Source organism: Streptomyces sp. NBC_01341 (genome assembly GCF_035946055.1).
In the GTDB taxonomy this organism is placed as follows: domain Bacteria; phylum Actinomycetota; class Actinomycetes; order Streptomycetales; family Streptomycetaceae; genus Streptomyces.
This window is the reverse complement of record NZ_CP108364.1, coordinates 4,136,352-4,160,573: the sequence shown is the minus strand read 5'-3', so window position 1 is coordinate 4,160,573 and position 24,222 is coordinate 4,136,352. Positions and strand designations below refer to the sequence as shown.

Annotated in this window: 21 protein-coding genes and 1 rRNA gene; 8 read left to right on the top strand and 14 right to left on the bottom strand. The window is 70.9% G+C overall.

What is annotated here, in order from left to right:
* Positions 1-256: 256 nt before the first annotated feature.
* Both OG206_RS18410 and OG206_RS18405 read right to left on the bottom strand, forming a co-directional pair.
* Positions 257-1,782: ribosomal RNA gene (locus OG206_RS18410) — 16S ribosomal RNA — on the bottom strand.
* 657 nt (positions 1,783-2,439) lie between these two features.
* On the bottom strand, positions 2,440-3,432 hold the full coding sequence (locus OG206_RS18405) for a GlxA family transcriptional regulator (RefSeq protein WP_327117410.1): 993 nt from the start codon (positions 3,430-3,432) through the stop codon (positions 2,440-2,442).
* A 74-nt stretch (positions 3,433-3,506) separates the two neighbouring features.
* Here OG206_RS18405 and OG206_RS18400 point away from each other — a divergent pair, with 74 nt between their 5' ends.
* The gene (locus OG206_RS18400; protein WP_327117408.1) at positions 3,507-4,091 is read left to right on the top strand and encodes a cysteine hydrolase family protein; all 585 of its coding nucleotides are present in this window, start codon (positions 3,507-3,509) and stop codon (positions 4,089-4,091) included.
* A gap of 4 nt (positions 4,092-4,095) precedes the next feature.
* Here OG206_RS18400 and proC read toward each other — a convergent pair whose 3' ends face one another.
* The 6 genes from proC to OG206_RS18370 all read right to left on the bottom strand — a co-directional run bounded on the left by proC (position 4,096) and on the right by OG206_RS18370 (position 8,304).
* Positions 4,096-4,905 carry a pyrroline-5-carboxylate reductase gene (gene proC / locus OG206_RS18395; protein WP_327117406.1) on the bottom strand — a complete coding sequence of 270 codons (810 nt, stop codon included), beginning with the start codon at positions 4,903-4,905 and terminating at the stop codon, positions 4,096-4,098.
* A 71-nt stretch (positions 4,906-4,976) separates the two neighbouring features.
* Complete coding sequence (locus OG206_RS18390; protein ID WP_327117404.1) at positions 4,977-5,735, bottom strand: ABC transporter permease; 759 nt, start codon at positions 5,733-5,735, stop codon at positions 4,977-4,979.
* A complete protein-coding gene (locus OG206_RS18385) occupies positions 5,732-6,514 on the bottom strand; it encodes an ABC transporter ATP-binding protein (RefSeq protein WP_327117402.1) in 783 nt (260 codons plus the stop codon). The genes OG206_RS18390 and OG206_RS18385 overlap by 4 nt, the downstream gene beginning before the upstream one ends.
* 64 nt (positions 6,515-6,578) lie before the next feature.
* Positions 6,579-7,367, bottom strand: coding sequence for a class I SAM-dependent methyltransferase (locus OG206_RS18380; RefSeq protein ID WP_327117400.1), 789 nt, complete (start codon positions 7,365-7,367; stop codon positions 6,579-6,581).
* A gap of 48 nt (positions 7,368-7,415) precedes the next feature.
* Positions 7,416-7,955, bottom strand: coding sequence for a hypothetical protein (locus OG206_RS18375; RefSeq protein WP_327117398.1), 540 nt, complete (start codon positions 7,953-7,955; stop codon positions 7,416-7,418).
* A 34-nt stretch (positions 7,956-7,989) separates the two neighbouring features.
* Positions 7,990-8,304 carry an SH3 domain-containing protein gene (locus OG206_RS18370; RefSeq protein WP_327117396.1) on the bottom strand — a complete coding sequence of 105 codons (315 nt, stop codon included), beginning with the start codon at positions 8,302-8,304 and terminating at the stop codon, positions 7,990-7,992.
* Positions 8,305-8,428: 124 nt separating this feature from the next.
* Between OG206_RS18370 and OG206_RS18365 the strand changes: the two genes are divergently transcribed.
* A complete protein-coding gene (locus OG206_RS18365) occupies positions 8,429-10,579 on the top strand; it encodes a serine/threonine-protein kinase (protein ID WP_327122319.1) in 2,151 nt (716 codons plus the stop codon).
* Positions 10,580-10,615: 36 nt separating this feature from the next.
* Here the strand turns inward: OG206_RS18365 and ilvD are convergent, their stop codons facing one another.
* The 4 genes from ilvD to OG206_RS18345 all read right to left on the bottom strand — a co-directional run bounded on the left by ilvD (position 10,616) and on the right by OG206_RS18345 (position 15,078).
* Positions 10,616-12,466 carry a dihydroxy-acid dehydratase gene (ilvD, locus tag OG206_RS18360; RefSeq protein ID WP_327117394.1) on the bottom strand — a complete coding sequence of 617 codons (1,851 nt, stop codon included), beginning with the start codon at positions 12,464-12,466 and terminating at the stop codon, positions 10,616-10,618.
* A 137-nt stretch (positions 12,467-12,603) separates the two neighbouring features.
* Entirely contained in the window at positions 12,604-13,227 is a 624-nt protein-coding gene (locus OG206_RS18355; RefSeq protein ID WP_327117392.1) for a TetR/AcrR family transcriptional regulator, read from the bottom strand.
* Positions 13,224-14,048: a sugar phosphate isomerase/epimerase family protein gene (locus OG206_RS18350; RefSeq protein WP_327117390.1), complete on the bottom strand. Its 825-nt coding sequence runs from the start codon at positions 14,046-14,048 to the stop codon at positions 13,224-13,226. Before OG206_RS18350 ends, OG206_RS18355 begins: the two co-directional genes overlap by 4 nt.
* 82 nt (positions 14,049-14,130) lie before the next feature.
* Positions 14,131-15,078 (bottom strand): Ppx/GppA phosphatase family protein, encoded by a 948-nt coding sequence (locus tag OG206_RS18345; protein WP_327117388.1) that lies wholly within the window; start codon positions 15,076-15,078, stop codon positions 14,131-14,133.
* A 32-nt stretch (positions 15,079-15,110) separates the two neighbouring features.
* On the opposite strand from OG206_RS18345, the gene OG206_RS18340 reads away from it, so the two are divergent.
* A complete protein-coding gene (locus OG206_RS18340; RefSeq protein ID WP_327117386.1) occupies positions 15,111-15,953 on the top strand; it encodes a hypothetical protein in 843 nt (280 codons plus the stop codon).
* A 90-nt stretch (positions 15,954-16,043) separates the two neighbouring features.
* Here OG206_RS18340 and OG206_RS18335 read toward each other — a convergent pair whose 3' ends face one another.
* Positions 16,044-17,786 carry a BACON domain-containing protein gene (locus tag OG206_RS18335; RefSeq protein ID WP_442805863.1) on the bottom strand — a complete coding sequence of 581 codons (1,743 nt, stop codon included), beginning with the start codon at positions 17,784-17,786 and terminating at the stop codon, positions 16,044-16,046.
* A gap of 186 nt (positions 17,787-17,972) precedes the next feature.
* Between OG206_RS18335 and radA the strand changes: the two genes are divergently transcribed.
* Together radA and disA are read left to right on the top strand one after the other, a co-directional pair.
* Positions 17,973-19,385, top strand: a complete 1,413-nt coding sequence (radA, locus tag OG206_RS18330; protein WP_327117382.1) for a DNA repair protein RadA — start codon at positions 17,973-17,975, stop codon at positions 19,383-19,385.
* Positions 19,386-19,465: 80 nt separating this feature from the next.
* Positions 19,466-20,590: a DNA integrity scanning diadenylate cyclase DisA gene (gene disA / locus OG206_RS18325; RefSeq protein ID WP_327117380.1), complete on the top strand. Its 1,125-nt coding sequence runs from the start codon at positions 19,466-19,468 to the stop codon at positions 20,588-20,590.
* A gap of 174 nt (positions 20,591-20,764) precedes the next feature.
* Here disA and OG206_RS18320 read toward each other — a convergent pair whose 3' ends face one another.
* Complete coding sequence (locus OG206_RS18320) at positions 20,765-21,589, bottom strand: hypothetical protein (RefSeq protein ID WP_327122318.1); 825 nt, start codon at positions 21,587-21,589, stop codon at positions 20,765-20,767.
* A 261-nt stretch (positions 21,590-21,850) separates the two neighbouring features.
* On the opposite strand from OG206_RS18320, the gene OG206_RS18315 reads away from it, so the two are divergent.
* From OG206_RS18315 to OG206_RS18305, 3 genes are all read left to right on the top strand, one after another.
* The gene (locus tag OG206_RS18315) at positions 21,851-22,753 is read left to right on the top strand and encodes an A/G-specific adenine glycosylase (protein ID WP_327117378.1); all 903 of its coding nucleotides are present in this window, start codon (positions 21,851-21,853) and stop codon (positions 22,751-22,753) included.
* 181 nt (positions 22,754-22,934) lie between these two features.
* Positions 22,935-23,519 (top strand): SigE family RNA polymerase sigma factor, encoded by a 585-nt coding sequence (locus OG206_RS18310; protein ID WP_327117376.1) that lies wholly within the window; start codon positions 22,935-22,937, stop codon positions 23,517-23,519.
* Entirely contained in the window at positions 23,507-24,211 is a 705-nt protein-coding gene (locus OG206_RS18305; RefSeq protein WP_327117373.1) for a hypothetical protein, read from the top strand. Before OG206_RS18310 ends, OG206_RS18305 begins: the two co-directional genes overlap by 13 nt.
* The last annotated feature ends 11 nt before the right edge of the window (positions 24,212-24,222 follow it).

Sequence of the window (24,222 nt, the reverse complement as noted above, 5' to 3'; positions counted from 1 at the left end):
CAGCCACCCATCACCCCACCCTTACAGGTGAGTGCACTGGGGCCGGCAACCGAAGGCAGCCTCACGGCCATACCTTCAGATACCCAACAGCGTGCCCGACCCGACCAACCCGTTCCCGTTTTCCACGCCGAAGCAGTACTCACAAAAACTTGCCGATCGTGCCGAATAGTCAACGTTCCACCCATGAGCTAACCACCGTCGAACATTTGCCGACGTAGTGGCTCTGGATTCCTTGCGGAATCTAGATGCTCCTTAGAAAGGAGGTGATCCAGCCGCACCTTCCGGTACGGCTACCTTGTTACGACTTCGTCCCAATCGCCAGTCCCACCTTCGACAGCTCCCTCCCACAAGGGGTTGGGCCACCGGCTTCGGGTGTTACCGACTTTCGTGACGTGACGGGCGGTGTGTACAAGGCCCGGGAACGTATTCACCGCAGCAATGCTGATCTGCGATTACTAGCAACTCCGACTTCATGGGGTCGAGTTGCAGACCCCAATCCGAACTGAGACCGGCTTTTTGAGATTCGCTCCGCCTCGCGGCATCGCAGCTCATTGTACCGGCCATTGTAGCACGTGTGCAGCCCAAGACATAAGGGGCATGATGACTTGACGTCGTCCCCACCTTCCTCCGAGTTGACCCCGGCAGTCTCCTGTGAGTCCCCATCACCCCGAAGGGCATGCTGGCAACACAGAACAAGGGTTGCGCTCGTTGCGGGACTTAACCCAACATCTCACGACACGAGCTGACGACAGCCATGCACCACCTGTATACCGACCACAAGGGGGGCACCATCTCTGATGCTTTCCGGTATATGTCAAGCCTTGGTAAGGTTCTTCGCGTTGCGTCGAATTAAGCCACATGCTCCGCTGCTTGTGCGGGCCCCCGTCAATTCCTTTGAGTTTTAGCCTTGCGGCCGTACTCCCCAGGCGGGGAACTTAATGCGTTAGCTGCGGCACCGACGACGTGGAATGTCGCCAACACCTAGTTCCCAACGTTTACGGCGTGGACTACCAGGGTATCTAATCCTGTTCGCTCCCCACGCTTTCGCTCCTCAGCGTCAGTAATGGCCCAGAGATCCGCCTTCGCCACCGGTGTTCCTCCTGATATCTGCGCATTTCACCGCTACACCAGGAATTCCGATCTCCCCTACCACACTCTAGCTAGCCCGTATCGAATGCAGACTCGGGGTTAAGCCCCGAGCTTTCACATCCGACGTGACAAGCCGCCTACGAGCTCTTTACGCCCAATAATTCCGGACAACGCTTGCGCCCTACGTATTACCGCGGCTGCTGGCACGTAGTTAGCCGGCGCTTCTTCTGCAGGTACCGTCACTTTCGCTTCTTCCCTGCTGAAAGAGGTTTACAACCCGAAGGCCGTCATCCCTCACGCGGCGTCGCTGCATCAGGCTTTCGCCCATTGTGCAATATTCCCCACTGCTGCCTCCCGTAGGAGTCTGGGCCGTGTCTCAGTCCCAGTGTGGCCGGTCGCCCTCTCAGGCCGGCTACCCGTCGTCGCCTTGGTAGGCCATTACCCCACCAACAAGCTGATAGGCCGCGGGCTCATCCTTCACCGCCGGAGCTTTTAACCCCGCCCCATGAGGGACAGAGTGTTATCCGGTATTAGACCCCGTTTCCAGGGCTTGTCCCAGAGTGAAGGGCAGATTGCCCACGTGTTACTCACCCGTTCGCCACTAATCCACCCCGAAAGGCTTCATCGTTCGACTTGCATGTGTTAAGCACGCCGCCAGCGTTCGTCCTGAGCCAGGATCAAACTCTCCGTGAATGTTTTCCCGTAATCGGGATCACAACACGAGAGCGGAACAACCAGGTCGGAATATGACCGGTTGTTCACAGCGTCCTCGCTGTTGTTGCCTACCGGATCCGAAGATCCCGCAGGACTTTTCAAAGGAACCACCAACCTGCCGAAGCAGGCCGGGGTATCAACATATCTGGCGTTGACTTTTGGCACGCTGTTGAGTTCTCAAGGAACGGACGCTTCCTTCGGTCCCGTTTCACCGGGGCCCTCCGGGCGCTTCCCTTCGTTCTTGCGTTTCCGACTCTATCAGACTCTTTCGTGTCCGATTCCCGGTCGAAGCGGGCTACTGCTTGTTTCGCTTTCCAGTTCTTCGCTTTCGCGTTTCCCTTTCCGGCGAGTCCGACTCTATCAGATCCTTTCGGGCCTGATTCCCAGTCAGTGGGGCTTGCCATCCGGGCTGTTGGGCCCTTCCGACGAGTGAGACTTTAGCGGAATCCCCGGCCCCGACGCTAATCGGGGTTCCTTCGAACATTGATTCCTCATTTCGCACGCGTGCACGCAAAAACGCCGCGACAGATGTCGCTGGTTTTCGGTGGTTACTGCGGAATGGCTGTCCGGGGACCGACCGGGGTCGGCGCTCACGTCGGACAACTCGGAGCACACTACGGACCCGCAACCGGCGTGTCAACCCCTGACCTCGTCGTCCCGCGCACGGAAGGCCAGCCGGTAGTCACGCGGGCTGGTGGCCATGTGCGTCGCGAAGTGCTGGCGCATGGTGATCTCGCTTCCGAAGTCGGCGCGTCGCGCCACCTCGGGCAGGGCCAAGTCGGTGCGTTCCAGCAGCTTCTGGGCCGCGGCGACCCGCTGGGTGATCAGCCAGCGCATCGGCGTCGTACCGGTGGTCGCCTGGAAGTGGCGGGCGAAGGTGCGGGCGGACATGCCGGCCCGGGCCGCCAGTGCCGCCACGGTGTGCGGTTGTGCCAAATGGGTCAGCGCATGGGTACGGACCTCGGCCAGCGCGTCGGCGTCGCGGTCGGCGCGCGGGGTGGGGTGCTCGATGAACTGTGCCTGCGTGCCCGTGCGGAACGGCGCCGTGACCATCGAACGTGCGATCGTCGCCGCGGCCTCGGCACCGTAGGCCGTCCGCACCAGGTGGAGGCAGAGGTCGATGCCCGCGGCGGTGCCGGCCGAGGTCCAGATGTTGTCCTCGTGGACGAAGAGGGCGTCCGGCACCACGGTGACTCCCGGATGGCTGGTCGCCAGCAGATCGGTGAGGTTCCAGTGGGTGACGGCCCTGCGGCCGTCCAGGAGTCCGGCCTGGGCGAGGGTGAACGCACCGCCGCAGAGTGCCGCGAGGGGCGTTCCCCGCTCGTGGGCGCGGCGGAGTGCGTCGAGGACGGGTTCCGGCGCGGGGGTCTCGTGGTCGTGGAGACCGGGGATCACGATCAGGTCGGCCCGTGCGAGCCAGGACAGGGTGCGGTCGGGACTGAGGGACAGACCGCCGCGGAGCCGGACGTCCGCGGTGCTGTCCGCGACCCGGCGCAGCTCGAAGGCGGGTACCCCACGATCGGTGCGGTCGACGCCCCAGACCTCGGTGATGACCGAGACGTCGAAGGCCCGGATCCCCGGGAACGCGACCAGGGCGATACGGCCGGGGTGGTGCGCGGGGGCGGTCACCGTGGCAGTAAAGCATCGATCGATGGCTTTCGTGGTCCTGGCAGCGGGCGACGCCCACCAGGAGAGTGGTGGGCATGGAGATCGCGGAGAACGCAGCGCTGGTGGTCGTCGACGTACAGCAGGGATTCGAGGAGGAGGACTACTGGGGGGCGCGCAACAACCCCTGGGCGGACCGGAACATCGCGGAGCTCCTGGACGCGTGGCAGGCGAGCGGACGGCCCGTCGTCTTCGTGCGGCACGACTCTCCGAAGCCGGACTCGCCGCTGCGCGCGGGTCACCCGGGAAACGCGTTCAAGGGGTACGTGGAGGAGCGGCGGGGAAAGGGCACCGGGCCCGAGCTGTTCCTGACCAAGTCGGTGAACTCGGCTTTCTACGGAACCCCGGGTCTCGATGCCTGGCTCCGGGAGGCCGGGGTGCGACAGATCGTGGTGGCGGGCATCCAGACCAACATGTGCGCGGAGACGACGGCGCGCATGGGTGGCAATCTGGGCTACGAGGTGTTCTTCCCGCTCGACGCGACGTACACCTTTGATCAGGTGGGGCCGTGGGGCTGGAAGCTGAGCGCCGACGAACTGTCGCGCGCCACCGCCGTGACGTTGCACGGCGGTGGGTTCGCGAGCGTGGTGCGCACCGAGGAACTGGTGGCCGCGGTGGGGTAGCGGGTCAGCCGTTGCCCGTGGCCAGCTCACGGCTGCGGTCGCGAGCGGCTTCGAGCGCCGCGATGAGCGCTGCCCGTACGCCGTGGTTCTCCAGTTCCCGGATGGCGCTGATGGTGGTTCCGGCCGGGCTGGTGACTGCCTCACGGAGTTTGACGGGGTGTTCGCCGCTGTCCCGGAGCATCACCGCGGCGCCGATGGCGGCCTGCACGATCAGGTCGTGGGCCTGGGCGCGGGGCAGTCCGAGGAGGATGCCGGCGTCGGTCATCGCCTCGACGAGGAAGTAGAAGTAGGCGGGGCCCGAGCCGGAGAGGGCGGTGGCGGCGTCCTGCTGGGACTCCGGAACGCGGAGGGTCTTGCCCACACCGCCGAAGATGGCCTCGGCGTGGCCCAGGTGCTGGGGGGTGGCGTGCCGCCCGGCCGAGATGACGGACATGCCCTCGTCCACCAGGACGGGGGTGTTCGGCATGACGCGTACGACCGGGGTTCCTTCGGCGAGGCTGTCCTCGATGAATGCCGTCGTGATGCCCGCGGCCGCGCTGATGACGAGGCGGTCGGCGGTGAGGTGGGGGGCGAGCTCGCCGAGGAGCGTCCCCATGTCCTGGGGCTTGACCGCGAGGATGAGGATGTCGGCGTTCTTGGCGGCTTCGGCGTTGGTGACGGCCTCGACGCCGTAGCGGGTGCGGAGTTTCTCGGCGCGTTCGGGACGGCGTGTGGTCACCAGCAGGTCGGCGGCCCGCCAGCCGGCCCGGATCATCCCGCTGAGCAGGGCTTCGCCGATCTTTCCTGTACCGAGGACTGCGACTGTCTGGGTCATGCGGTTCATCCTCCGGGAGGCGGTGCGCGGTACGCGGTACGTGTGGTGGCCGCCATCCTCGCACCGCCCCGTCACACGGTGCGGCGGCGGAGTGTGGCGGCGCCCAGGCAGAGGACGAGCAGGGCGCAGCCCGCCACGATCAGGACGTCGCGGGAGAAGTCGGCCGTGACGTCGGTGTGGCTGAGGACCTGGTTCATCCCGTCGACGGCGTAGGACATCGGCAGTACGTCGGAGGGGGCTTCGAGGACCGGGTGCATCTGGTCGCGCGGGGTGAACAGTCCGCACAGCAGCAGTTGCGGGAAGATCACGGCCGGCATGAACTGGACGGCCTGGAACTCGGACGCGGCGAAGGCCGAGACGAACAGACCGAGTGCGGTGCCCAGGAGTGCGTCGAGCAGGGCGACCAGGAGCAGCAGCCAGGGCGAGCCGACCACGTCGAGGCCGAGGACCCAGACGGACGTGGCCGTGGCCAGGAGCGACTGGGCGACGGCGATCGCGCCGAACGCCAGGGCGTACCCGGCGATCAGGTCGGCTTTGCCGAGGGGCAGGGCCAGGAGGCGTTCGAGGGTTCCCGAGGTGCGTTCGCGGAGGGTGGCGATCGAGGTCACCAGGAACATCGTGATCAGCGGGAAGATGCCGAGCAGGGAGGCTCCGATGGAGTCGAAGGTCCGGGGGTTCGCGTCGAACACGTAGCGCAGCAGCGTGATCATCACGACGGGGACGATCAGCAGCAGCGCGATGGTGCGGGGGTCGTGGCTGAGCTGTCGCAGGACGCGGGCGGCGGTCGCCAGGGTCCTGGCCGGGGTGAGTACGGGGGCGTCGGTGCTCATCGGGCTGTCTCCCGGGGGGTGGCGGCGGCTCGGTCCACGAGGTGGAGGAACGCCTCCTCGACGGTGGTGGAGCCCGTCGCGGTGCGAAGGGTTTCGGGGGTCTCGTCGGCGAGGATCGCGCCCTCGCGCATCAGCAGCAGCCTGTGGCAGCGCTCGGCCTCGTCCATGACGTGCGAGGAGACGAGGACGGTGGTGCCCCGTTCGGCGGCGAGCGTGTGGAAGAGGTTCCACAGGTCGCGGCGGAGTACGGGGTCGAGACCGACGGTCGGCTCGTCGAGGACCAACAGCTCGGGGGTGCCGAGCAGGGCGACGGCGAGGGACACCCGGCTGAGCTGGCCGCCGGAGAGGTTGCCCGCCAGGGCGTCTGCGTGACCGGTGAGATCGACGTCGGTGATGGCGCGGGTGACGGTGTCCTCGCGGTCGCCGCGGTGGCGGCGGCCCGGACGGAGTACGGCCGCGAAGTAGTCGAGGTTCTGCCGGACGGTGAGGTCCGTGTAGACGGACGGGGCCTGGGTGACGTATCCGACGCGGGGGCGCAGGGCCGGGTGTCCGGCGGGCCGGCCGAGGACGTTCAGCGTGCCCGTGGTGTTGGCCTGGGTGCCGACGACGGACCGCATGAGCGTGGACTTGCCGCAGCCGGAGGGGCCGAGCAGGCCGGTGATCCTGCCTGGCTCGATGGTGAAGTCGAGGCCGCGCAGGACGGTGCGGTCTCCTCGTACGACGGTGAGGGCACGGGCCTCGACGGCCCCCGCGTTCGCGGCACCCGAATAATTCATCATGCGATGAATATTGATCCCGTCGAAGCGGCCACGTCAAGGGATGCGGCATGTCCGACCGGAGGATTCAGCGGACGAGCACGCCGAGCTCGACGACGTATCGCTCCTCGACCATGCCGTCGGGGAACACGGCCGCCAGATGGCGGCGCTCCTCGTCCATGAACCCCTGGGTGGACTCCTCACCGTCGGCGCCGAGCACGAGGAAGGCGGAGTGGCTGGAGAGGTTGGCGAGATGCGTGTCGACCGGCACGGTCCGGGACCACGGCAGCAGTCGTCGCGCGAACTCTCCGCCGGACAACCGCGCGAGGTTCCGTGAACCGGCGCCGGCCGGCGTGCCGTGAGCGCTGTCGCCCGCGCCGAGGTGACGGCGCAGCCGCTCGCCCTGGTCCACGACCCAGGGGACGGAGTAGTCGGAGACGTTCCACCAGAGCGCCAGGGCTCCGCCGGGGCGCAGGACCCTGAGCGCCTCGGGAAGGGCGCGGTCCGGGTCGGTCCAGTGCCATGCCTGCGCATAGGTGATCAGGTCGGCCGACGCGGTGGCGAGGGGCAGGCGGTCGCCGTCACCCCGGACGACCGGGACCGAGGGCAGCGACCTGCGCAGTTCCGTGGCCATGCCGGGACCCGGTTCGACTGCGGTCACCCGTGCGCCGCGGGTGTGCAGAAGCCGGGTCGCGATGCCCGTCCCCGCAGCGACGTCCACAGCGCGGATGCCGCTCAGGGGCCGGCCGGACAGTTCCTCGACGGCATCGAGGACACCGGGCGGATAGGAGGGGCGCGCCGCGGCGTACCGCCCGGCGGCGCTGTCGAAGGAGAGGGCACGGGGAACGGAGTGGGCGCGGGGCGCGGACGAGGTCATGCCTCATCTCTCTCCGCCCCGGCGCGCGCGGAAGCGGATCCGCCGCCGCTATCGGCGCCCGGGGCGCTTCCCCTTCGCCTTGGTGCGCGAGCCGGGGTGGCCGGCGCGGTTCGAGCGGCGCTTCTCGTACTGGGCGAGCGCCGTCTCGTACTCCGTGCGCCGCAGCTTCTCGCCCGGCGCCTCACCGAACGAGCGGAGGAAGTAGGCGAGGAGCGAGCCGATGAAGCCGATGGACTTGAGCCCGCGCAGCCTGTCGTCCTGGGACGGGTCGGCGGACCGGCTGCCGAAGCCCTCCCAGGTCTTGCGGAAGGCGATGGCGCTGCAGACCGCGAACATCAGCACCACCAGCAGGCCGACGAAGCCGCCGACCTCGGCGATCTCCAGGCCCTGGTACGCGAAGCGGAGGACGAAGCACGAGGCGACGGCCGCCGCGAGCGAGCCGACGGTCACCCCCGCGCGCCGCAGTCCGTAACCGCCGTCGTGGTCGACCCAGGTCGTACCGAAGAAACGGAGGGATTCGGGCTGCGGCCCGGGGGCACTCCCGTCCCGCGCCGGGCTGCCTGAAGGTGCTTCGTTTTTCTCGCTCACGGGATCGATTGTCCCAGGGCGGGCGCGTGCTCCGTCAGTCGCAGCGCGGCGCGATGTAGCCGTCACTGCCCGTGTGGACGTAGGCGTCCGACACGAACTCGCCCGAGGCGATGTTGTCCCAGAGGTTCGACGTGCCGTACGGCCCTGACACCCGCTCCCCCGGCTTCTGGCAGTAGACCGGGACGCTCATCCCGTACGGAAGGGTCCGCACGATGCCGTACTGGGTGCCGGGCCCCTTGCGGACGTTGACGCGGTAGCCGGGTGCGATCGGGTAGCGGACGACATCCGCCGCGAGCGCCGCCGCCTCCGCGCCGCCCCCTGTGGTTCCTGTGGTCTCTCCAACGCCCATGAGGGCCTCCCCCGTCGAGCAGCGAACATGACGACGCGCAGGCTAACAAGCCCCACGCTCCTCGCACGCACCATCGACTAGGCTCCGTGCGTCGCGCATGCGCACGAATACACGGGGGTGGGCGATGCCGCCGCTGCGAGGGACCGGATCACATCCGGAAGCGGAGCATCCTGAGTACGCCGGGCAGTACCGTCTCGAGGCATGTCTCGGATCGGGTGGCATGGGTGTGGTGCACCTGGCGCGCTCCGCGTCCGGGCTGCAGCTCGCGGTCAAGGTCGTGCACCGTCAGCACGCCGCGGACCCCGAGTTCAGGGCTCGCTTCCGGCAGGAGGTCGAGGCGGCACGGCGGGTCAGCGGGGCGTTCACAGCCCCGGTCGTGGACGCCGATCCGGCGGCCGCCCTGCCCTGGATGGCCACCCTGTACGTGCCCGGCCCGACGCTCTCCGCGCAGGTCAAGCGGAACGGCCCGATGAGCCCCGCCGAGCTGCGCAGACTCACGGCCGGGCTCGCCGAGGCGCTCCGCGACATCCACCGTGCCGGTGTCATCCACCGGGACCTCAAGCCGAGCAACGTGCTGCTCCCCGACTCCGGACCCAAGGTCATCGACTTCGGGATCTCCCGGCCGTACGACAGTGATCTGCGCACCGAGACGGGCAAGTTGATCGGCTCGCCGCCCTACATGGCACCCGAACAGTTCCAACGGCCGCGGGAGGTCGGGCCGGCCGCCGACGTGTTCGCGCTCGGCGCGGTGCTGGTCCACGCGGCGACGGGCCGGGGCCCCTTCGACTCGGACAGCCCGTACATCGTGGCGTACCAGGTGGTGCACGACGAGGCGGACCTCGCGGGGGTGCCGGCGGACCTCGCTCCGCTGGTAGGGCGGTGCCTGGCGAAGGACCCGGCGGACCGTCCCACGCCGGACGAGATCATGGCCGCGCTGCACCCCCCGTCGTACGAGGCGGCCGCGTTCATACCGGCCCAGCGGCGGCCCGTCGCCCTCGAAACGGCGGCTGCCGACGGGGGCGGTCCCGGAGAGGGGCCCACGCACGTGCGGTCCGCCGAAGGGCCCCCGCCCTCGACGCGCACGGGGAAGGGCAGGCGTGCCGCCCTCCTGTCGGCGGGCGCCGTGGTGCTCACACTGGTGGCCGGCGGACTGTGGGCCGCGACAGCGGGAGACGGTTCCACCACACCGGGGCAGGGCGGGGGCGAGGCCGGGCTCCGGGCCGCCTTCGTACCCTGGCGGGCGGTACTCAGCTCGGAGTCCGGGTCGACCCCGTCGTGCTCGCCCGCGGGTTCCGCCCTGTACTGCGTGGCCGCCGGATACGGGACGGCACGGCTGGACCCCGCCGACGGACGGGTGATCTGGGCGCACCGGGAGGACTCCGCCGAGGCGCCGGAGCTCGGTGCGTCACCGGGCGGGCCGGCGTACACGGCGTCGCCGGGCGGGCCGCTGAGGGCGTACGCCGCCGAGGGTGGGGACCCGGTCTGGCGGGCGGAACTCTCCGGATACCAGGACGTCCCCTTCCCGGCGGGCGCCACCCTGCTGATGGTCCGGCAGGACGGCACGGCGGAGGGCCTCGACGCGGCGACCGGCACGTCCCGCTGGCACCACTCGCTGCCCGGCATCGAGCGTCCGTCCTACGCGTTCCACGATGCGGCGACGGGACTGGCGTACGCCTTCGAGCACGCGGCGGACGGGACCGCGACGCTCGTCACCGCGATCGGGGCGGACACGGGCCGCACCGTGTGGCGGCACCGGCTGGACGGCATGCTCACCCCGGCCGGGACGTCCGGCGGGGAGCTCGTGCTGACCGCGATGAACAGCGACGCCCAGATCACCGGACTGGTCCGCTACGACCCCGGGCGCCGGAGCGCGGTGCGGGTCGCCCTGCCGTTCCGCATGAACGGGCCCGAGGTCGTGGTGGCCGGCGACACCGCCTATCTGCTGGAGCGGGGCGGAACCCTGCTGGCCGTCGGAATCCGGGCGGGCGGCCGCAAGCCCGCACGGTGGCGCCTGGAGACGGCCGTCGGACTGACCTCCGCCCCGGTGCTCGGCGCCGGGGACCGGCTGTACTTCTCGGCGGCCGACGGGCGGCTCCTGGCCGTGGACACGGTGCACGGGACGCTGCTCGGTCAGACGCGGCCCCGGCTGAGGGAGGGCAGGCTCGGCCTCGCCTCGTCACTGCCCGCCCCCGTCGTGCTCGGACGGAGCGTCGTGGCGACCGCCCCGGACGGGTCCGTGTTCGCCGTGGACGCGGACGGCCCCGCCCACTGGTGAGACCAGGGACGGGGCCGGACGGGAAGGGGTCGCGGGTCAGCCGAGCTTGGAGACGTCGCGGACCGCGCCCCGGTCCGCGCTCGTCGCCATCGCCGCGTAGGCGCGCAGGGCCGCCGACACCTTGCGCTCACGGTTCTTCGGCGCGTACACGCCGTTGAGCGCCTCGCGCCGGGTGGCGAGCTCCGCGTCGGGGACGAGGAGGTCGATCGAGCGGTTCGGGATGTCGATCCGGATCCGGTCGCCGTCCTCGACGAGGGCGATCGTGCCGCCGGACGCCGCCTCGGGCGACGCGTGCCCGATGGACAGGCCCGACGTGCCGCCGGAGAAGCGGCCGTCGGTGACCAGGGCGCAGCTCTTGCCGAGGCCGCGGCCCTTCAGGAACGACGTCGGGTAGAGCATCTCCTGCATGCCGGGGCCACCGCGCGGCCCTTCGTAGCGGATGACGACGACGTCGCCCTCCTTGATCTCCTTGCGGAGGATCTTGTCGACGGCGTCCTCCTGCGACTCGCAGACGACGGCCGGGCCCTCGAAGGTCCAGATCGACTCGTCGACGCCCGCCGTCTTCACGACACAGCCGTCCACGGCGAGGTTCCCCTTGAGGACCGCGAGGCCGCCGTCCTTGGAGTACGCGTGCTCCAGGTCGCGGATGCAGCCGCCGGCCGCGTCGAGGTCGAGTGTGTCCCAGCGCTCGGACTGGGAGAAGGCTGTCGCGCTGCGCACGCAGCCGGGGGCGGCGTGCCAGAGCTCCACGGCCTCGGGGGACGGGGAGCCGCCCCGGACGTCCCATTCCTTGAGCCATTCGGCGAGGGTGTCGGAGTGGACCGCGTGCACGTCCTCGTTGAGCAGCCCGCCGCGGTGGAGTTCGCCCAGGAGCGCGGGGATGCCGCCGGCCCGGTGGACGTCCTCCATGTAGTACGTCCCGCCGGGGGCCACGTTGGGGGCGACCTTCGAGAGGCAGGGGACGCGGCGCGAGACCTCGTTGATGTCGTCGAGGGTGTAGCGGAGCTCGGCCTCCTCCGCCGCGGCGAGCAGGTGCAGGATCGTGTTGGTCGAGCCGCCCATGGCGATGTCGAGCGCCATGGCGTTGTCGAACGCGGCGCGGGTGCCGATGGAGCGCGGCAGGACGGTCTCGTCGTCCTGCTCGTAGTAGCGCTTGGTGATCTCGACGACCGTGCGGCCGGCGTTCTCGTACAGCGCCTTGCGGGCGGTGTGGGTGGCGAGGACGGAGCCGTTGCCGGGGAGGGAGAGGCCGAGGACCTCGGTCAGGCAGTTCATCGAGTTGGCCGTGAACATGCCGGAACAGCTGCCGCAGGTGGGGCAGGCGTTCTCCTCGATGCGCAGGATGTCCTCGTCGGAGACGCTCTCGTCGACGGCGTCGCTGATCGCGTTGACCAGGTCGAGCTTGCGGACCGTGCCGTCGACGAGGGTGGCCTTCCCGGCCTCCATCGGGCCGCCGGAGACGAACACCGTGGGGATGTTGAGGCGCATGGCGGCCATCAGCATGCCGGGGGTGATCTTGTCGCAGTTGGAGATGCAGATCAGGGCGTCGGCGCAGTGGGCCTCGACCATGTACTCGACGCTGTCCGAGATGAGGTCGCGGGAGGGAAGGCTGTAGAGCATGCCGCCGTGTCCCATGGCGATCCCGTCGTCCACCGCGATGGTGTTGAACTCGCGGGGCACCGCGCCCGCCGCCTTGATCGCCTCGGAGACGATCCGGCCGACGGGGGCGAGGTGGGTGTGCCCTGGCACGAACTCGGTGAAGGAGTTGGCCACCGCGATGATCGGCTTGCCAATGTCCTCACTGGCTACGCCGGACGCCCGCATAAGGGCGCGGGCGCCCGCCATGTTGCGGCCGTGGGTGACAGTGCGGGACCTCAGCTGGGGCATCGTCGCTCGCTCCTTCGACAGAAAAGACTGCTCCCGAGCGTACGCCTACCGTGCCAAGATCTGGACAGACCGTCCGATATGCGGGACGGAGTGCTCGAAGCGCGGGCGGGACGGAGGGCCGGCCGGGCGCCCCGGGCTCAGTCCTCGGCCAGGTACCGCTGGAGCGTCGGGGCCACCATCGCGATGATCTTCTCCGGATCGGCCGACGCCAGCGGCTCCGCCTGGATCACGTACCGCAGGATCGCGATACCGATCATGTGGGAGGCCGCGAGCTCCGCCCGGAAGGTCGGGTCGGGCACGTCGAGGTCCGCCGCGATCCGCTCCAGCAGCCGGCGCAGCACGAAGCCGCGCAGCACCTTCGCCGCCGCTTCGTGGGTGAGGGCGGACCGCAGGATCGCCAGCAGCGGCGCCCGGGACGCGGGGTTCTCCCACACGCCGATGAAGTAGCGGGCCAGCCGCTCCCCGACATCCTCCGAGGGGCCGCCCAGGATCGAGGGGATGAGGAGCGCCGGCTCGAAGGAGACCTCGACGGCGGCGGCGAACACCTCGTCCTTCGTACCGAAGTAGTGGTGCACCAGGGCGGAGTCCACACCCGCCGCCTTCGCGATGCCGCGGATCGACGTCTTGTCGTAGCCGCGTTCGGCGAATTCCGCGCGGGCCGCCTCCAGGATGCGGGTCCTGGCGTCGGGGCCCTCGCCGTGCGCCGTGCGGGAGGGGCGGCCCCTGCGCCGCGGGGCCGGTCCTTCGGCGCCGGACGTCACGAGCGGGGCGCCCGCGCCGACGAGGCCAGGTGGAGCCGGGTGAAGGCCAGTGCCTCCGCGAGGTCCGCCTCGCGCTCCGCGGACGACATGGCCCGGCGGGTGTTCACCTCGATGACCACGTGGCCGTCGAACCCGGTACGGGCCAGGCGCTCCAGCAGTTCCGCGCACGGCTGGTCCCCCCGGCCGGGCACCAGGTGCTCGTCCTTGCCGGAGCCCTTGCCGTCGGCGAGGTGGACGTGCGCGAGCCGGTCGCCCATCCGGTCCACCATCGCGAGGCTGTCGGTACGCGCGGTCGAGGTGTGGGAGAGGTCCACGGTGAAGTGCCGGTAGTCGTCGTTGCTGACGTCCCAGGCCGGTGCGTACGCGAGCATCTCCCGGTCCCGGTAGCGCCACGGGTACATGTTCTCCACGGCGAAGCGCACATCGGTCTCGTCGGCCATGCGCCAGATTCCGCTGATGAAGTCGCGGGCGTAGTTGCGCTGCCACCGGAACGGCGGGTGCACCACCACCGCGGAGGCCCCGAGCTTCTCCGCGGCGTCCCTGGCCCGCTGGAGCTTCACCCACGGATCGGTGGACCAGACCCGCTGGGTGATCAGCAGACACGGCGCGTGCACGGCGAGGATCGGCACCTGGTGGTAGTCCGACAGCCGCTTCAGCGCCTCTATGTCCTGGCTGACGGGGTCGGTCCAGACCATGACCTCCACGCCGTCGTAACCGAGGCGCGCGGCGATCTCGAAGGCCGTCGCCGTCGACTCCGGATAGACGGAGGCCGTAGACAGGGCGACCTTCGCATCCGGGATGCGCACCACTGGTTCTGCCACCAGGACAGCGTACGGGCAGCGGAGCGCCTCCTTCAGGGACCCCGGCGGAAAGTGAGAAGGACCATGACCGCCCCCGGCGGGATCAGGCCAGGACCGCCTGCGCCGTCGGCAGGTGGTCCAGACGCCGCAGGATGACGCCCTCGCGCAGCGCCCAGGGGCAGATCTCCAGCTCCTCGATCCCGAAGAGGTCCATCGCCCCCTCCGCGACGAGCGCCCCGGCCAGCAACTGCGCGGCGCGTCCCTCGGTGACCCCGGGCAGGTGCCCGCGTTGCTCGACGGTCATCGCCGTCAGCTTCGGCACCCATTCCTCCAGCGCCTTGCGGGTGAGGAGGCGCTGCACGTACAGCCCCTCGGCGGAGCGGGCGGCCCCCGTGATCCGGGCGAGCTGCCGGAAGGTCTTGGACGTCCCGACGACGTGGTCGGGCGGTCCGAGCCGGGTGAACTCGCCGACCGAACGGGCGATGCCGGCACGGACGTGACGGCGCAGAGCGCGTACGTCCGTCGGGTCCGGCGGATCGCCCGGCAGCCAGCCGGCGGTGAGGCGCCCCGCGCCGAACGGCAGCGAGACGGCCGCGTCGGGCTCCTCGTCCAGGCCGAAGGCGACCTCCAGCGAACCGCCGCCGATGTCCAGGACCAGCAGCTTCCCGGCGGACCAGCCGAACCAGCGGCGGGCTGCCAGGAAGGTCAGCCGGGCCTCCTCCTCACCGCTGAGGACCGCCAGGGCCACCCCGGTCTCGTCCCGGACACGGGCCAGGACCTGGTCGGCGTTGCCCGCCTCGCGCACGGCGGAGGTGGCGAATGCCAGCACGTCCTCGCAGCCCTTGTCCTCGGCCGCCTGGAGGGCTCCGGCGATCGTCGACACGAGGCGGTCGATGCCGTCGGGGCCGATCGCCCCATTCTTGTCGAGGAGTTCGGCGAGCCGCAGCTCCGCCTTGTGCGAGTGCGCGGGCTGCGGTCGCGCACCGGGGTGGGCGTCGACCACCAGCAGATGCACCGTGTTCGAACCCACGTCGAGGACTCCGAGTCTCATACGGAAACGCTACTGCGGCTTACTCTGGGCGCGTGCCAAAGACGAAAAAGGCGAAGCCGGACAAAGCCACGAAGAAGCAGCCGAGATCGAAGCAGGAGATGCCGCAGCCGGAAACGACAGGGCCGGGCGGGCCCGACGAGAAGGAGCTCGACTTCGCGCGGGCCTGGGTCGAGTTCCCCGACCCGACCGACGACGAGCAGATCTACCGCTGCGACCTGACCTGGCTCACGTCCAGGTGGAACTGCATCTTCGGCAGCGGCTGCCAGGGCATCCAGGCGGGCCGCGCCGACGACGGCTGCTGCACGCTCGGCGCGCACTTCTCCGACGAGGACGACGAGAAGCGGGTGGCCGGACACGTCGCACGGCTCACACCGGAGATCTGGCAGTTCCACGACGTCGGCGCGAAGACCGGCTGGGTCGGCGTCGACGAGGACGGCGAGCGTCAGACCCGGCGCTGGGAGGGCTCCTGCATCTTCCAGAACAGGCCCGGATTCGAGGGCGGCGCCGGCTGCTCCCTGCACATCCTGGCGCTGCGGGAGGGCAAGGAACCGCTGGAGACCAAGCCCGACGTGTGCTGGCAGCTGCCGGTCCGCCGGACGTACGACTGGATCGAGCGGCCCGACGACACCCGCGTGCTCCAGGTCTCGATCGGTGAGTACGACCGCCGCGGGTGGGGCCCCGGCGGTCACGACCTGCACTGGTGGTGCACCTCGGCGACCTCCGCGCACGGTGCCGGTGATCCGGTCTACGTGTCCTACCGGCCCGAGCTCACCGAGATGATGGGCAAGGAGGCGTACGACCGGCTGGCCGAGCTGTGCGAGCAGCGGCTGGCGTCGCTGCTCCCGATGGCCCCGCATCCGGCCGACCCGGCCTGAGGCGGTCCGGCTCCCGCCCGCTCCGACGGCGGCCCGGTGTGCGGTGTGAGCTCCTCGCCCCGCGGACCGGGCCGCCGTCGCGTGCGGGCTTCAGCCGGCCGGTTCCGAGGGCTCGTCCGGAGGCGTCGAGCCGGACGAGGGCTCGGGCGGCGACGGCTCGCCGGTGGGTGACGGCGTCGGGTCGGTCGGATCCGTCGTGGGCGTCGGTGTGGGCGTCGGGTCCGGCGACTGCGTCGGGTCCGGGGTCGGATCGGGCGTCGGGGGCGGCGACGAATGCGTGGGGCCCGGTGGTTCGGAGGACGGCCCGGGAGACGGGCTCCCCGGATGCGGGGTGCCCGCGCCGTAGCCGGTGACCGCGACGGCGGAGCCCGAGGGTGCGAGGACGACACGGGCGGTCCAGGGGCCGCGCGGTTCGGCCGCGCGGTCGACGAACACCTGGAGGGTGACGCTCCGGCCGGGCGCGACCGTGCCGGACGAGCGGCTGAGGCGGAGCCACGGGGCCTGGGCCCGCGCCGACCAGGAGACCGCGCGGGTGCCGGTCGCCGTCAGGGTGATCGTCGTACGGCCCCCGGCCGAGCGGGCCGAGACGGCGAGCGTGCCCGCCGCGTCCGGGGAGGCCCCGACGCTCACGACCTCAGCGGAGACGTCGGGCCTGCGGGCACTGTCCGTGAAGCTGTCGTCCGCCTCGGGCCGGGCATTGCCCGCGTTCTCGTAGTGGTCGTACGCCTCGTCGCCGGGACCCGGTTCCACGTCCACGTCCGTCGCGGTGACCGATGTGTCCCGCCCCTCCCCCGTGTGCGGGGCGCCCCGGTAGGCGGCCCACAGGGCGATCACCGGAGCGGCGACGACCGTCGCCACCACCGTCGTCGTCACGACCCGGGCACGCAGCCGGTCCCGGCGGGCGGCATGGTCCTTCGGGTCCAGCGGGAAGCCCGTCCTGCCGAAGCGCGGGGCGCCGGACCTGGAGCGCCGGGCGTGAGCCAGGGCGACGCGGACGGAGGGGCGGGGTGCCTCGACGACCGGAAGCGACGCGACGGGGCCGACGGCCGTCCCCGGCCAGGGCCCGGCAGCCCCCGCCCGTTCGGCGGCCCGGCGGCAGCGGGGACAGTCGTCGACGTGCCGGACGAGTTCGCTGCGCAGGACCGCCGAGAGCAGCGCCTGGTGCGTGCCGGTGAGCCTGGCCACGGCGGGGCAGTCGCCCTTCTCCACGACGGCGAGCGCGGCGCGGGTGCGCTCCACCTCGCAGGCGGCCCCGGCCAGGAGTTCCCGGGCGCTGCCGACGTCCAGGCCGAGGACCGCGGCGACGGCGCGCGAGGTGAGCCCGTGGCGCACGGCGAGCTCCAGCGCCTCGCGCTGCTCGGGTGTGGTGCCCGCGGCCTCCGGCCAGGCCAGCTGGGCGAGTTCCCGCCGGCGCGCCTCGGACGCCGGGGACTCCGCGTGACGGCCCGGGTCCGCCGCCTCCTCCGGGGAACCGTGCGTGACGGCGGGAGGCGGGGAGGGGACGGACTGCCGTCGGTGGGCCTGCCGGCCACGGCGCTGCTCGGTGAGCACACGCAGGCAGGTCCACCTGGCCAGGGCGTACAGCCAGGATTTACGTTCCTCCTCGGCCTCGGGGCACCGGCCGTGCTGCCGTTCGGCGATGGCCAGGACGAGCCCCAGGGCGTCGGTCGCCGCCTCGTGGTCGCAGAGGACGGAGAGGCAGTAGGTGAACAGGCCGTCGAGGTGCGGCTCGTAACGTGCGGACGGTCGCTGCGCCGACGGGTGCGCCGCGCGTCGGTGCGCCCGGTGTGCGCCGGTGGTGCGTTCGGAGGTCTCCAGCCTGCTGCTCGTCACCTTGCGACCGTAGGCAGACGAGGTCGAACCTCTGACGGCACTTTCCGACATTTAATCCTTACGGGTGATGCTCTCCTTCCAAAGCGGACGGGAATTCCGCATTCCCCCGGAATCGGCGCATCGGGCACATGTTCGTCCACCGCTCCCACGGCCGGTGCTGTCGGACCTCACCTATACGGTGACGCCATGGCTGCCCGTACGAAATCCGCGAAGGACCGCCCGTCCTACCGTTGCACCGAGTGCGGCTGGACGACCGCCAAATGGCTCGGCCGCTGCCCGGAGTGCCAGGCATGGGGGACGGTCGAGGAGTTCGGCGGCGCCCCCGCCGTCCGCACGACCGCGGCCGGCCGGGTCTCCACCGCGGCCGTGCCGATCGGCCAGGTCGACAGCCGCCAGGCCACGGCCCGCTCGACCGGGGTCGGCGAGCTGGACCGGGTGCTCGGCGGAGGGCTGGTGCCCGGCGCCGTCGTGCTGCTCGCGGGCGAGCCGGGCGTCGGCAAGTCGACGCTGCTGCTGGACGTCGCGGCGAAGGCGGCGAGCGACGACCACCGCACGCTCTACGTCACCGCCGAGGAGTCGGCGAGCCAGGTGCGCATGCGGGCCGACCGCATCCGGGCGATCAACGACCACCTGTACCTGGCCGCCGAGACCGATCTCTCCGCCGTCCTGGGGCATCTGGACGCGGTCAAGCCGTCCCTGCTCGTCCTCGACTCCGTGCAGACGGTCGCCTCGCCGGAGATCGATGGCGCGCCCGGCGGAATGGCGCAGGTCCGTGAGGTCGCGGGCGCGCTCATCAGGGCGTCCAAGGAGCGCGGCATGTCGACGCTCCTGGTCGGCCACGTCACCAAGGACGGCGCCATCGCCGGACCGAGGCTGCTGGAGCACCTCGTCGACGTCGTACTGTCCTTCGAGGGCGACCGGCACGCGCGCCTCAGGCTCGTGCGCGGTGTCAAGAACAGGTACGGCGCCACGGACGAGGTCGGCTGCTTCGAGCTGCACGACGAGGGCATCACCGGTCTCGCCGATCCGTCGGGGCTCTTCCTGACCCGCCGCGACGAGCCCGTCCCCGGCACCTGTCTGACGGTCACCCTGGAGGGCAAGCGCCCCCTGGTCGCCGAGGTGCAGGCGCTGACGGTCGACTCGCAGATCCCCTCACCCCGGCGCACCACCTCGGGCCTGGAGACGTCGAGGGTCTCGATGATGCTGGCGGTCCTGGAGCAGCGGGGCCGGATCAGCGCGCTCGGCAAGCGGGACATCTACAGCGCCACCGTGGGCGGCGTGAAGCTCACCGAGCCGGCCGCGGACCTCGCGATCGCCCTGGCACTGGCCAGCGCGGCGAGCGACACACCGCTGCCGAAGAACCTGGTCGCGATCGGTGAGGTGGGGCTAGCCGGTGAGGTCAGGAGGGTGACCGGGGTGCAGCGCAGACTGGCCGAGGCATACCGTCTGGGGTTCAAGCACGCCCTGGTCCCCAGGGACCCGGGACAGGTTCCCGCGGGCATGAAGGTCACGGAGGTCGCCGACATGGGAGACGCTCTGAGAGTCCTTCCGCGCCGGTCTCGCCCGGACGGACCACAGGACGACGGCGCACGCCGGTAGACTTTGCCCTGGTCTCGCCCGTCCGTACGAACGGTATGAGGGACGCAAGGGCACCGCAAACCTGTGACCGGAGGAGTGCAGTGGCAGCCAACGACCGGGCAGCAACGCCCGGAAAGTCCGGCCAAGGCACGGGGAACGAGGCGCTGATGCGCGCCTCCTTGAGCGCGGTCGCGCCCGGAATGGCCCTTCGTGACGGCCTGGAACGCATCCTGCGCGGCAACACCGGCGGGCTGATCGTTCTCGGTATGGACAAAACCGTCGAATCCATGTGCACCGGTGGATTCGTGCTCGATGTGGAGTTCACCGCGACGCGCCTGCGCGAGCTGTGCAAGCTGGACGGCGCGCTGATCCTCGACAAGGACATGACCAAGATCCTGCGGGCCGGCGTCCAGCTGGTCCCGGACGCCTCGATCCCGACCGAGGAGACGGGCACCCGCCACCGCACCGCGGACCGTGTCTCCAAGGCCTGCGGGTTCCCCGTGGTGTCGGTCTCCCAGTCGATGCGCCTGATCGCGCTGTACGTCGACGGGGAGCGCAGGGTCCTGGAGGAGTCATCCGCGATCCTGTCCCGCGCCAACCAGGCCCTCGCCACGCTGGAGCGCTACAAGCTCCGGCTGGACGAGGTCGCGGGCACGCTCTCCGCGCTGGAGATCGAGGACCTGGTGACCGTCCGGGACGTCACGGCCGTCTCGCAGCGGCTGGAGATGGTGCGCCGGATCGCCACCGAGATCGCCGAGTACGTCGTGGAGCTGGGCACCGACGGGCGTCTTCTGTCGCTCCAGCTGGACGAGTTGATCGCGGGCGTGGAGCCGGAGCGGGAACTGGTCGTGCGCGACTACGTGCCCGAGCCGACCGCGAAGCGGTCCCGCACGGTCGCCGAGGCGGTGGCGGAGCTGGACACCCTGACGCACACCGAGCTGCTCGAACTCCCCGTGGTGGCGCGGGCGCTGGGCTACAGCGGCTCGCCCGAGACACTCGACTCGGCGGTCTCACCGCGCGGCTACCGGCTGCTCGCGAAGGTGCCGCGGCTGCCCGGAACGATCATCGAGCGGCTGGTGGAGCACTTCGGGGGCCTCCAGAAGCTGCTCGCCGCGAGCGTGGACGACCTGCAGGCCGTGGACGGCGTCGGCGAGGCGAGGGCCAGGAGCGTGCGCGAGGGCCTTTCCCGGCTGGCCGAGTCCTCGATCCTGGAGCGGTACGTCTGAGGGATACGCGGGAGCGTTCCGGGTCCGCGCGGAACGCCTGCCGCGGTCCTGACGGCTGCCGCGCTTCCTGACGCCTGCCACCGTCACCCGGACGACGCCTGCCGCCGCCCTGACGGATGCCCCTGCGGCTGCCGCGCCCGGACCCATCGCCCGGGCGTCGCCCTCGGCCGGGAATCAGTCCTTGGCCAGGACGAACGACGCCCGCTGCACACTCTCGCCGGGGATCCTGGCCTCCAGCAGATACGTGCCAGGTGCCGCGGCTCCGGGAGGCGGTGTCGCGCACTTGGGCGCGCTCCGCCGCCGGTCCCACTCCACGGTGTGGACGACCGTCGCTCCCGCGGGGATCCTCAGGAACACGGCCCCGGAACGGGGGCAGTCCCGGGACGACCACAGCTGCTCGTCGTCCTCTCCCGCCGCCGTGATCGTGAGCACGGCGTTCTTCGGCCCGAAGTCGGCCTTGCAGTCCGCGGCCGAGGTGTTCCTGGCGGTGAGCCGGAAGCGCGGCTTGTCGTCGGGACCGAAGCTGTTGTCCGTCCTCACGCTCAACTGCAGCGCCGTCGGCTTGCAGTTGGGGAGCGAGGAACCCGCGGGCACCTGCTGGCCCGCGCTTCCACCGACCGCGCCGGCACTCGAACCCGTCGAACCTTCCGCACCCGCGGAACCCGCCGCGCCAGTGGAACCGCCCGCGCCGGTGTCCGATCCCGCCGCGCCGCCGGTACCGGCACCCCCGCCGGTACCACCGTCCGTGCCGGAGCCGCCCGACTCGTCGCGTCCGCCCGGAGGTTGGCCGACGATCGGACCCGAACCCGAGGGCCCGGGTGTGATGGACGGTGCGGGGCTCGTGCCGCCCGGCTTGCCGTCGTCCGTGCCCGGTCCGCCGCCGCCACCCCGGGTGACGGCCCATGCGGCCAGCGCCGCGAGCAGCGCGATCACGAGCACCGCTACTGCTCTCCGACGCCAATAGATGCTGGAGGGAAGCGGCCCGACCGGATTGCGCATAGAACCCACGCACCGAACTGTACGAGAGTTCCCGCCCAACTCCGGCCCCCAACCGCCGCTCTGATCGACAAGTTTTCCGGATCATCATCACGGAGCGGTCGTTGCGGGGCGCTTCCAGCCACTTTGCACCGGCTCGGACTTCGTCCGCACCGTACGAAGGGACAGAACGGGTGGCGATATCACCCCGTGAGCCGTCGGCCGGGGCGACACCCCCGTAGCGTGCGCGCCGATCCCGCCTTCCGTGCCAGGATCGTAGGTGCGATGACTGCCACGACTTCGACACAGACGCCCCCCGCCTCCCTCCACGCGCCCGTCATCGGGTGGTTCGAGCAGCACGCCCGCGATCTGCCCTGGCGCCGCCCCGAAGCGGGCGCCTGGGGCGTGATGGTGAGCGAATTCATGCTGCAGCAGACCCCCGTGAACCGCGTCCTTCCGGTCTACGAGCAGTGGATGGCCCGCTGGCCGCGCCCCGCCGACCTGGCCGCCGACGCACCGGGCGAGGCCGTCCGCGCCTGGGGCCGGCTCGGCTACCCCCGGCGCGCGCTGCGCCTGCACGGGGCCGCCCAGGCGATAACGGAACGCCACGGCGGAGACGTGCCGAGCGAACACGGCCAGTTGCTCGCACTGCCCGGTATCGGTGAGTACACGGCCGCGGCCGTGGCCTCGTTCGCGTACGGGCAGCGTCACGCGGTACTGGACACCAACGTCCGCAGGGTGTTCGCCAGGGCGGCCACCGGCATCCAGTACCCGCCGAACGCCACCACCGCGGCGGAGCGCAAGCTCGCCCGTGCCCTGCTCCCCGAGGAGGACGAGCGCGCCGCGCGCTGGGCGGCGGCCACGATGGAGCTCGGCGCCCTGGTGTGCACCGCGAAGAACGAGGACTGCACCCGGTGCCCCATCGCGGAGCAGTGCGCCTGGCGGCTGGCCGGGAAGCCCGCCCACCAGGGGCCGCCCCGCCGCGGCCAGACCTACGCCGGTACGGACCGGCAGGTGCGGGGACGGCTGCTCGCGGTGCTGCGGGACGCGGTCACCCCGGTGCCGCAGTCCGCGCTGGACTCGGTGTGGGAGGAGCCCGTGCAGCGGGCACGGGCCCTGGACGGGCTCGTCGCCGACGGTCTGGTCGAGCCCCTGGCGAACGGCCGGTACCGGCTTCCCCTGACCTGACCCCACACACCCGGCGGACCGGCTGCCCATCGGCTGTTACACAACCGATGGGCAGCCGTGCGTCCGCGTACGGCTGCTCCGCACAACCCCGTGACAACGCCTCCGTAACGTCACCGGACGTCGGCAGAACACCTGGCCGGCGGCGGTACCACGGGGATTCACGGGGACGGAGGCGGTTGTTATGGCGCAGGGCGAGGTGCTCGGCTTCGAGGAGTACGTACGGACCAGGCAGGACGCGCTGCTGCGCAGTGCCCGCCGTCTCGTGCCGGATCCCGTGGACGCGCAGGACCTGCTCCAGACCGCCCTGGCCCGCACCTACCGCCGCTGGGACGGCATCGCCGACAAGTCCCTGGCCGACGCCTACCTGCGCCGCGTCATGATCAACACGCGTACGGAGTGGTGGCGGGCCCGCAAGCTCGACGAGGTCCCCACCGAGCAGCTCCCCGACGCGAGCATCGACGACGGTTCCGAGCAGCGCGCCGACCGTGCCCTGCTGATGGACGTCCTCGGTGTCCTGGCTCCGAAGCAGCGCAGTGTCGTCGTGCTGCGACACTGGGAGCAGATGAGCACGGAAGAAACGGCCGCGGCCCTCGGCATGTCGGCCGGCACGGTAAAGAGCACGCTGCACCGCGCCCTCGCGCGCCTGCGCCAGGAGCTGGAGGACCGCGCGGCGCACAGCCGTGAGGCCGAGGGCGTTCTCGCGCGGATACCCGCCCAGCGGGACCGGCGTCACGACGGGCGGGAGCGGGAGCGGTGCGCGGCCTGAACGGCGAAGGCACGGGCGGCGGCAGGACGGCGGGACGGGGCCGCAGGCTCGGTGCCGGCCTCGCGGCGGGGAGCACGGCGGTTGCCGGGCTCGCCGCCTTCGCGCTGTTGTGCGCCGGCTGCACCTCCGGCGGCACCGGCACCCGTGACGAGGGCCCCGCGGGTACCCGGCCGGTCACCCGGGCCTCGGCGCAGGACGCCGTCCCCGCGGGGACGGCGAAACCCGCGCCGCGCATCGACGCGGTGGAGCTGGTACAGGCGGACCCGAAGGTCAGCGCCCGGTTCAAGGACGACCTCAAGCCCTGCACCGGTGACGAGTACCCGATCGACACCTCGTACGGCACGCTCACCGACGGCCCGGCGGCCGACGTCGTGGTCAACGTGATGACCTGTGGCGACTCGGTGGGCGTGGGCACCTACGTCTACCGGCAGCGCGCAGACGGTTCGTACGGCAACGTCTTCGCCGCCGAGACGCCCGCCGTCTACGGCACGATCGACCGGGGGGACCTGGTGGTGACGACCCAGGTGTACGGGTCCAAGGACGCGGTCGCGTACCCCTCCGGCGAGGACATCGTCACGTACCGCTGGACGGCCGGCCGGTTCGCCGAGACCGACCGGGTGCACAACGACTTCAACCGGGCCGTCGGCAACGGGGAGGGCACCCTTCCCGTACCGCCGACTGCGAAGAACTGAGAGCCGCCCGT

Bases quoted from the DNA above. Each gene is read 5' to 3' on its own strand.
- OG206_RS18400 (WP_327117408.1), top strand. From the start codon at position 3,507: ATGGAGATCGCGGAGAACGCAGCGCTGGTGGTCGTCGACGTACAGCAG.
- proC (WP_327117406.1), bottom strand. From the start codon at position 4,905: ATGACCCAGACAGTCGCAGTCCTCGGTACAGGAAAGATCGGCGAAGCC.
- OG206_RS18390 (WP_327117404.1), bottom strand. From the start codon at position 5,735: ATGAGCACCGACGCCCCCGTACTCACCCCGGCCAGGACCCTGGCGACC.
- OG206_RS18385 (WP_327117402.1), bottom strand. From the start codon at position 6,514: ATGATGAATTATTCGGGTGCCGCGAACGCGGGGGCCGTCGAGGCCCGT.
- OG206_RS18380 (WP_327117400.1), bottom strand. From the start codon at position 7,367: ATGACCTCGTCCGCGCCCCGCGCCCACTCCGTTCCCCGTGCCCTCTCC.
- OG206_RS18370 (WP_327117396.1), bottom strand. From the start codon at position 8,304: ATGGGCGTTGGAGAGACCACAGGAACCACAGGGGGCGGCGCGGAGGCG.
- OG206_RS18365 (WP_327122319.1), top strand. From the start codon at position 8,429: ATGCCGCCGCTGCGAGGGACCGGATCACATCCGGAAGCGGAGCATCCT.
- ilvD (WP_327117394.1), bottom strand. From the start codon at position 12,466: ATGCCCCAGCTGAGGTCCCGCACTGTCACCCACGGCCGCAACATGGCG.
- OG206_RS18345 (WP_327117388.1), bottom strand. From the start codon at position 15,078: ATGAGACTCGGAGTCCTCGACGTGGGTTCGAACACGGTGCATCTGCTG.
- radA (WP_327117382.1), top strand. From the start codon at position 17,973: ATGGCTGCCCGTACGAAATCCGCGAAGGACCGCCCGTCCTACCGTTGC.
- OG206_RS18320 (WP_327122318.1), bottom strand. From the start codon at position 21,589: ATGCGCAATCCGGTCGGGCCGCTTCCCTCCAGCATCTATTGGCGTCGG.
- OG206_RS18315 (WP_327117378.1), top strand. From the start codon at position 21,851: ATGACTGCCACGACTTCGACACAGACGCCCCCCGCCTCCCTCCACGCG.
- OG206_RS18310 (WP_327117376.1), top strand. From the start codon at position 22,935: ATGGCGCAGGGCGAGGTGCTCGGCTTCGAGGAGTACGTACGGACCAGG.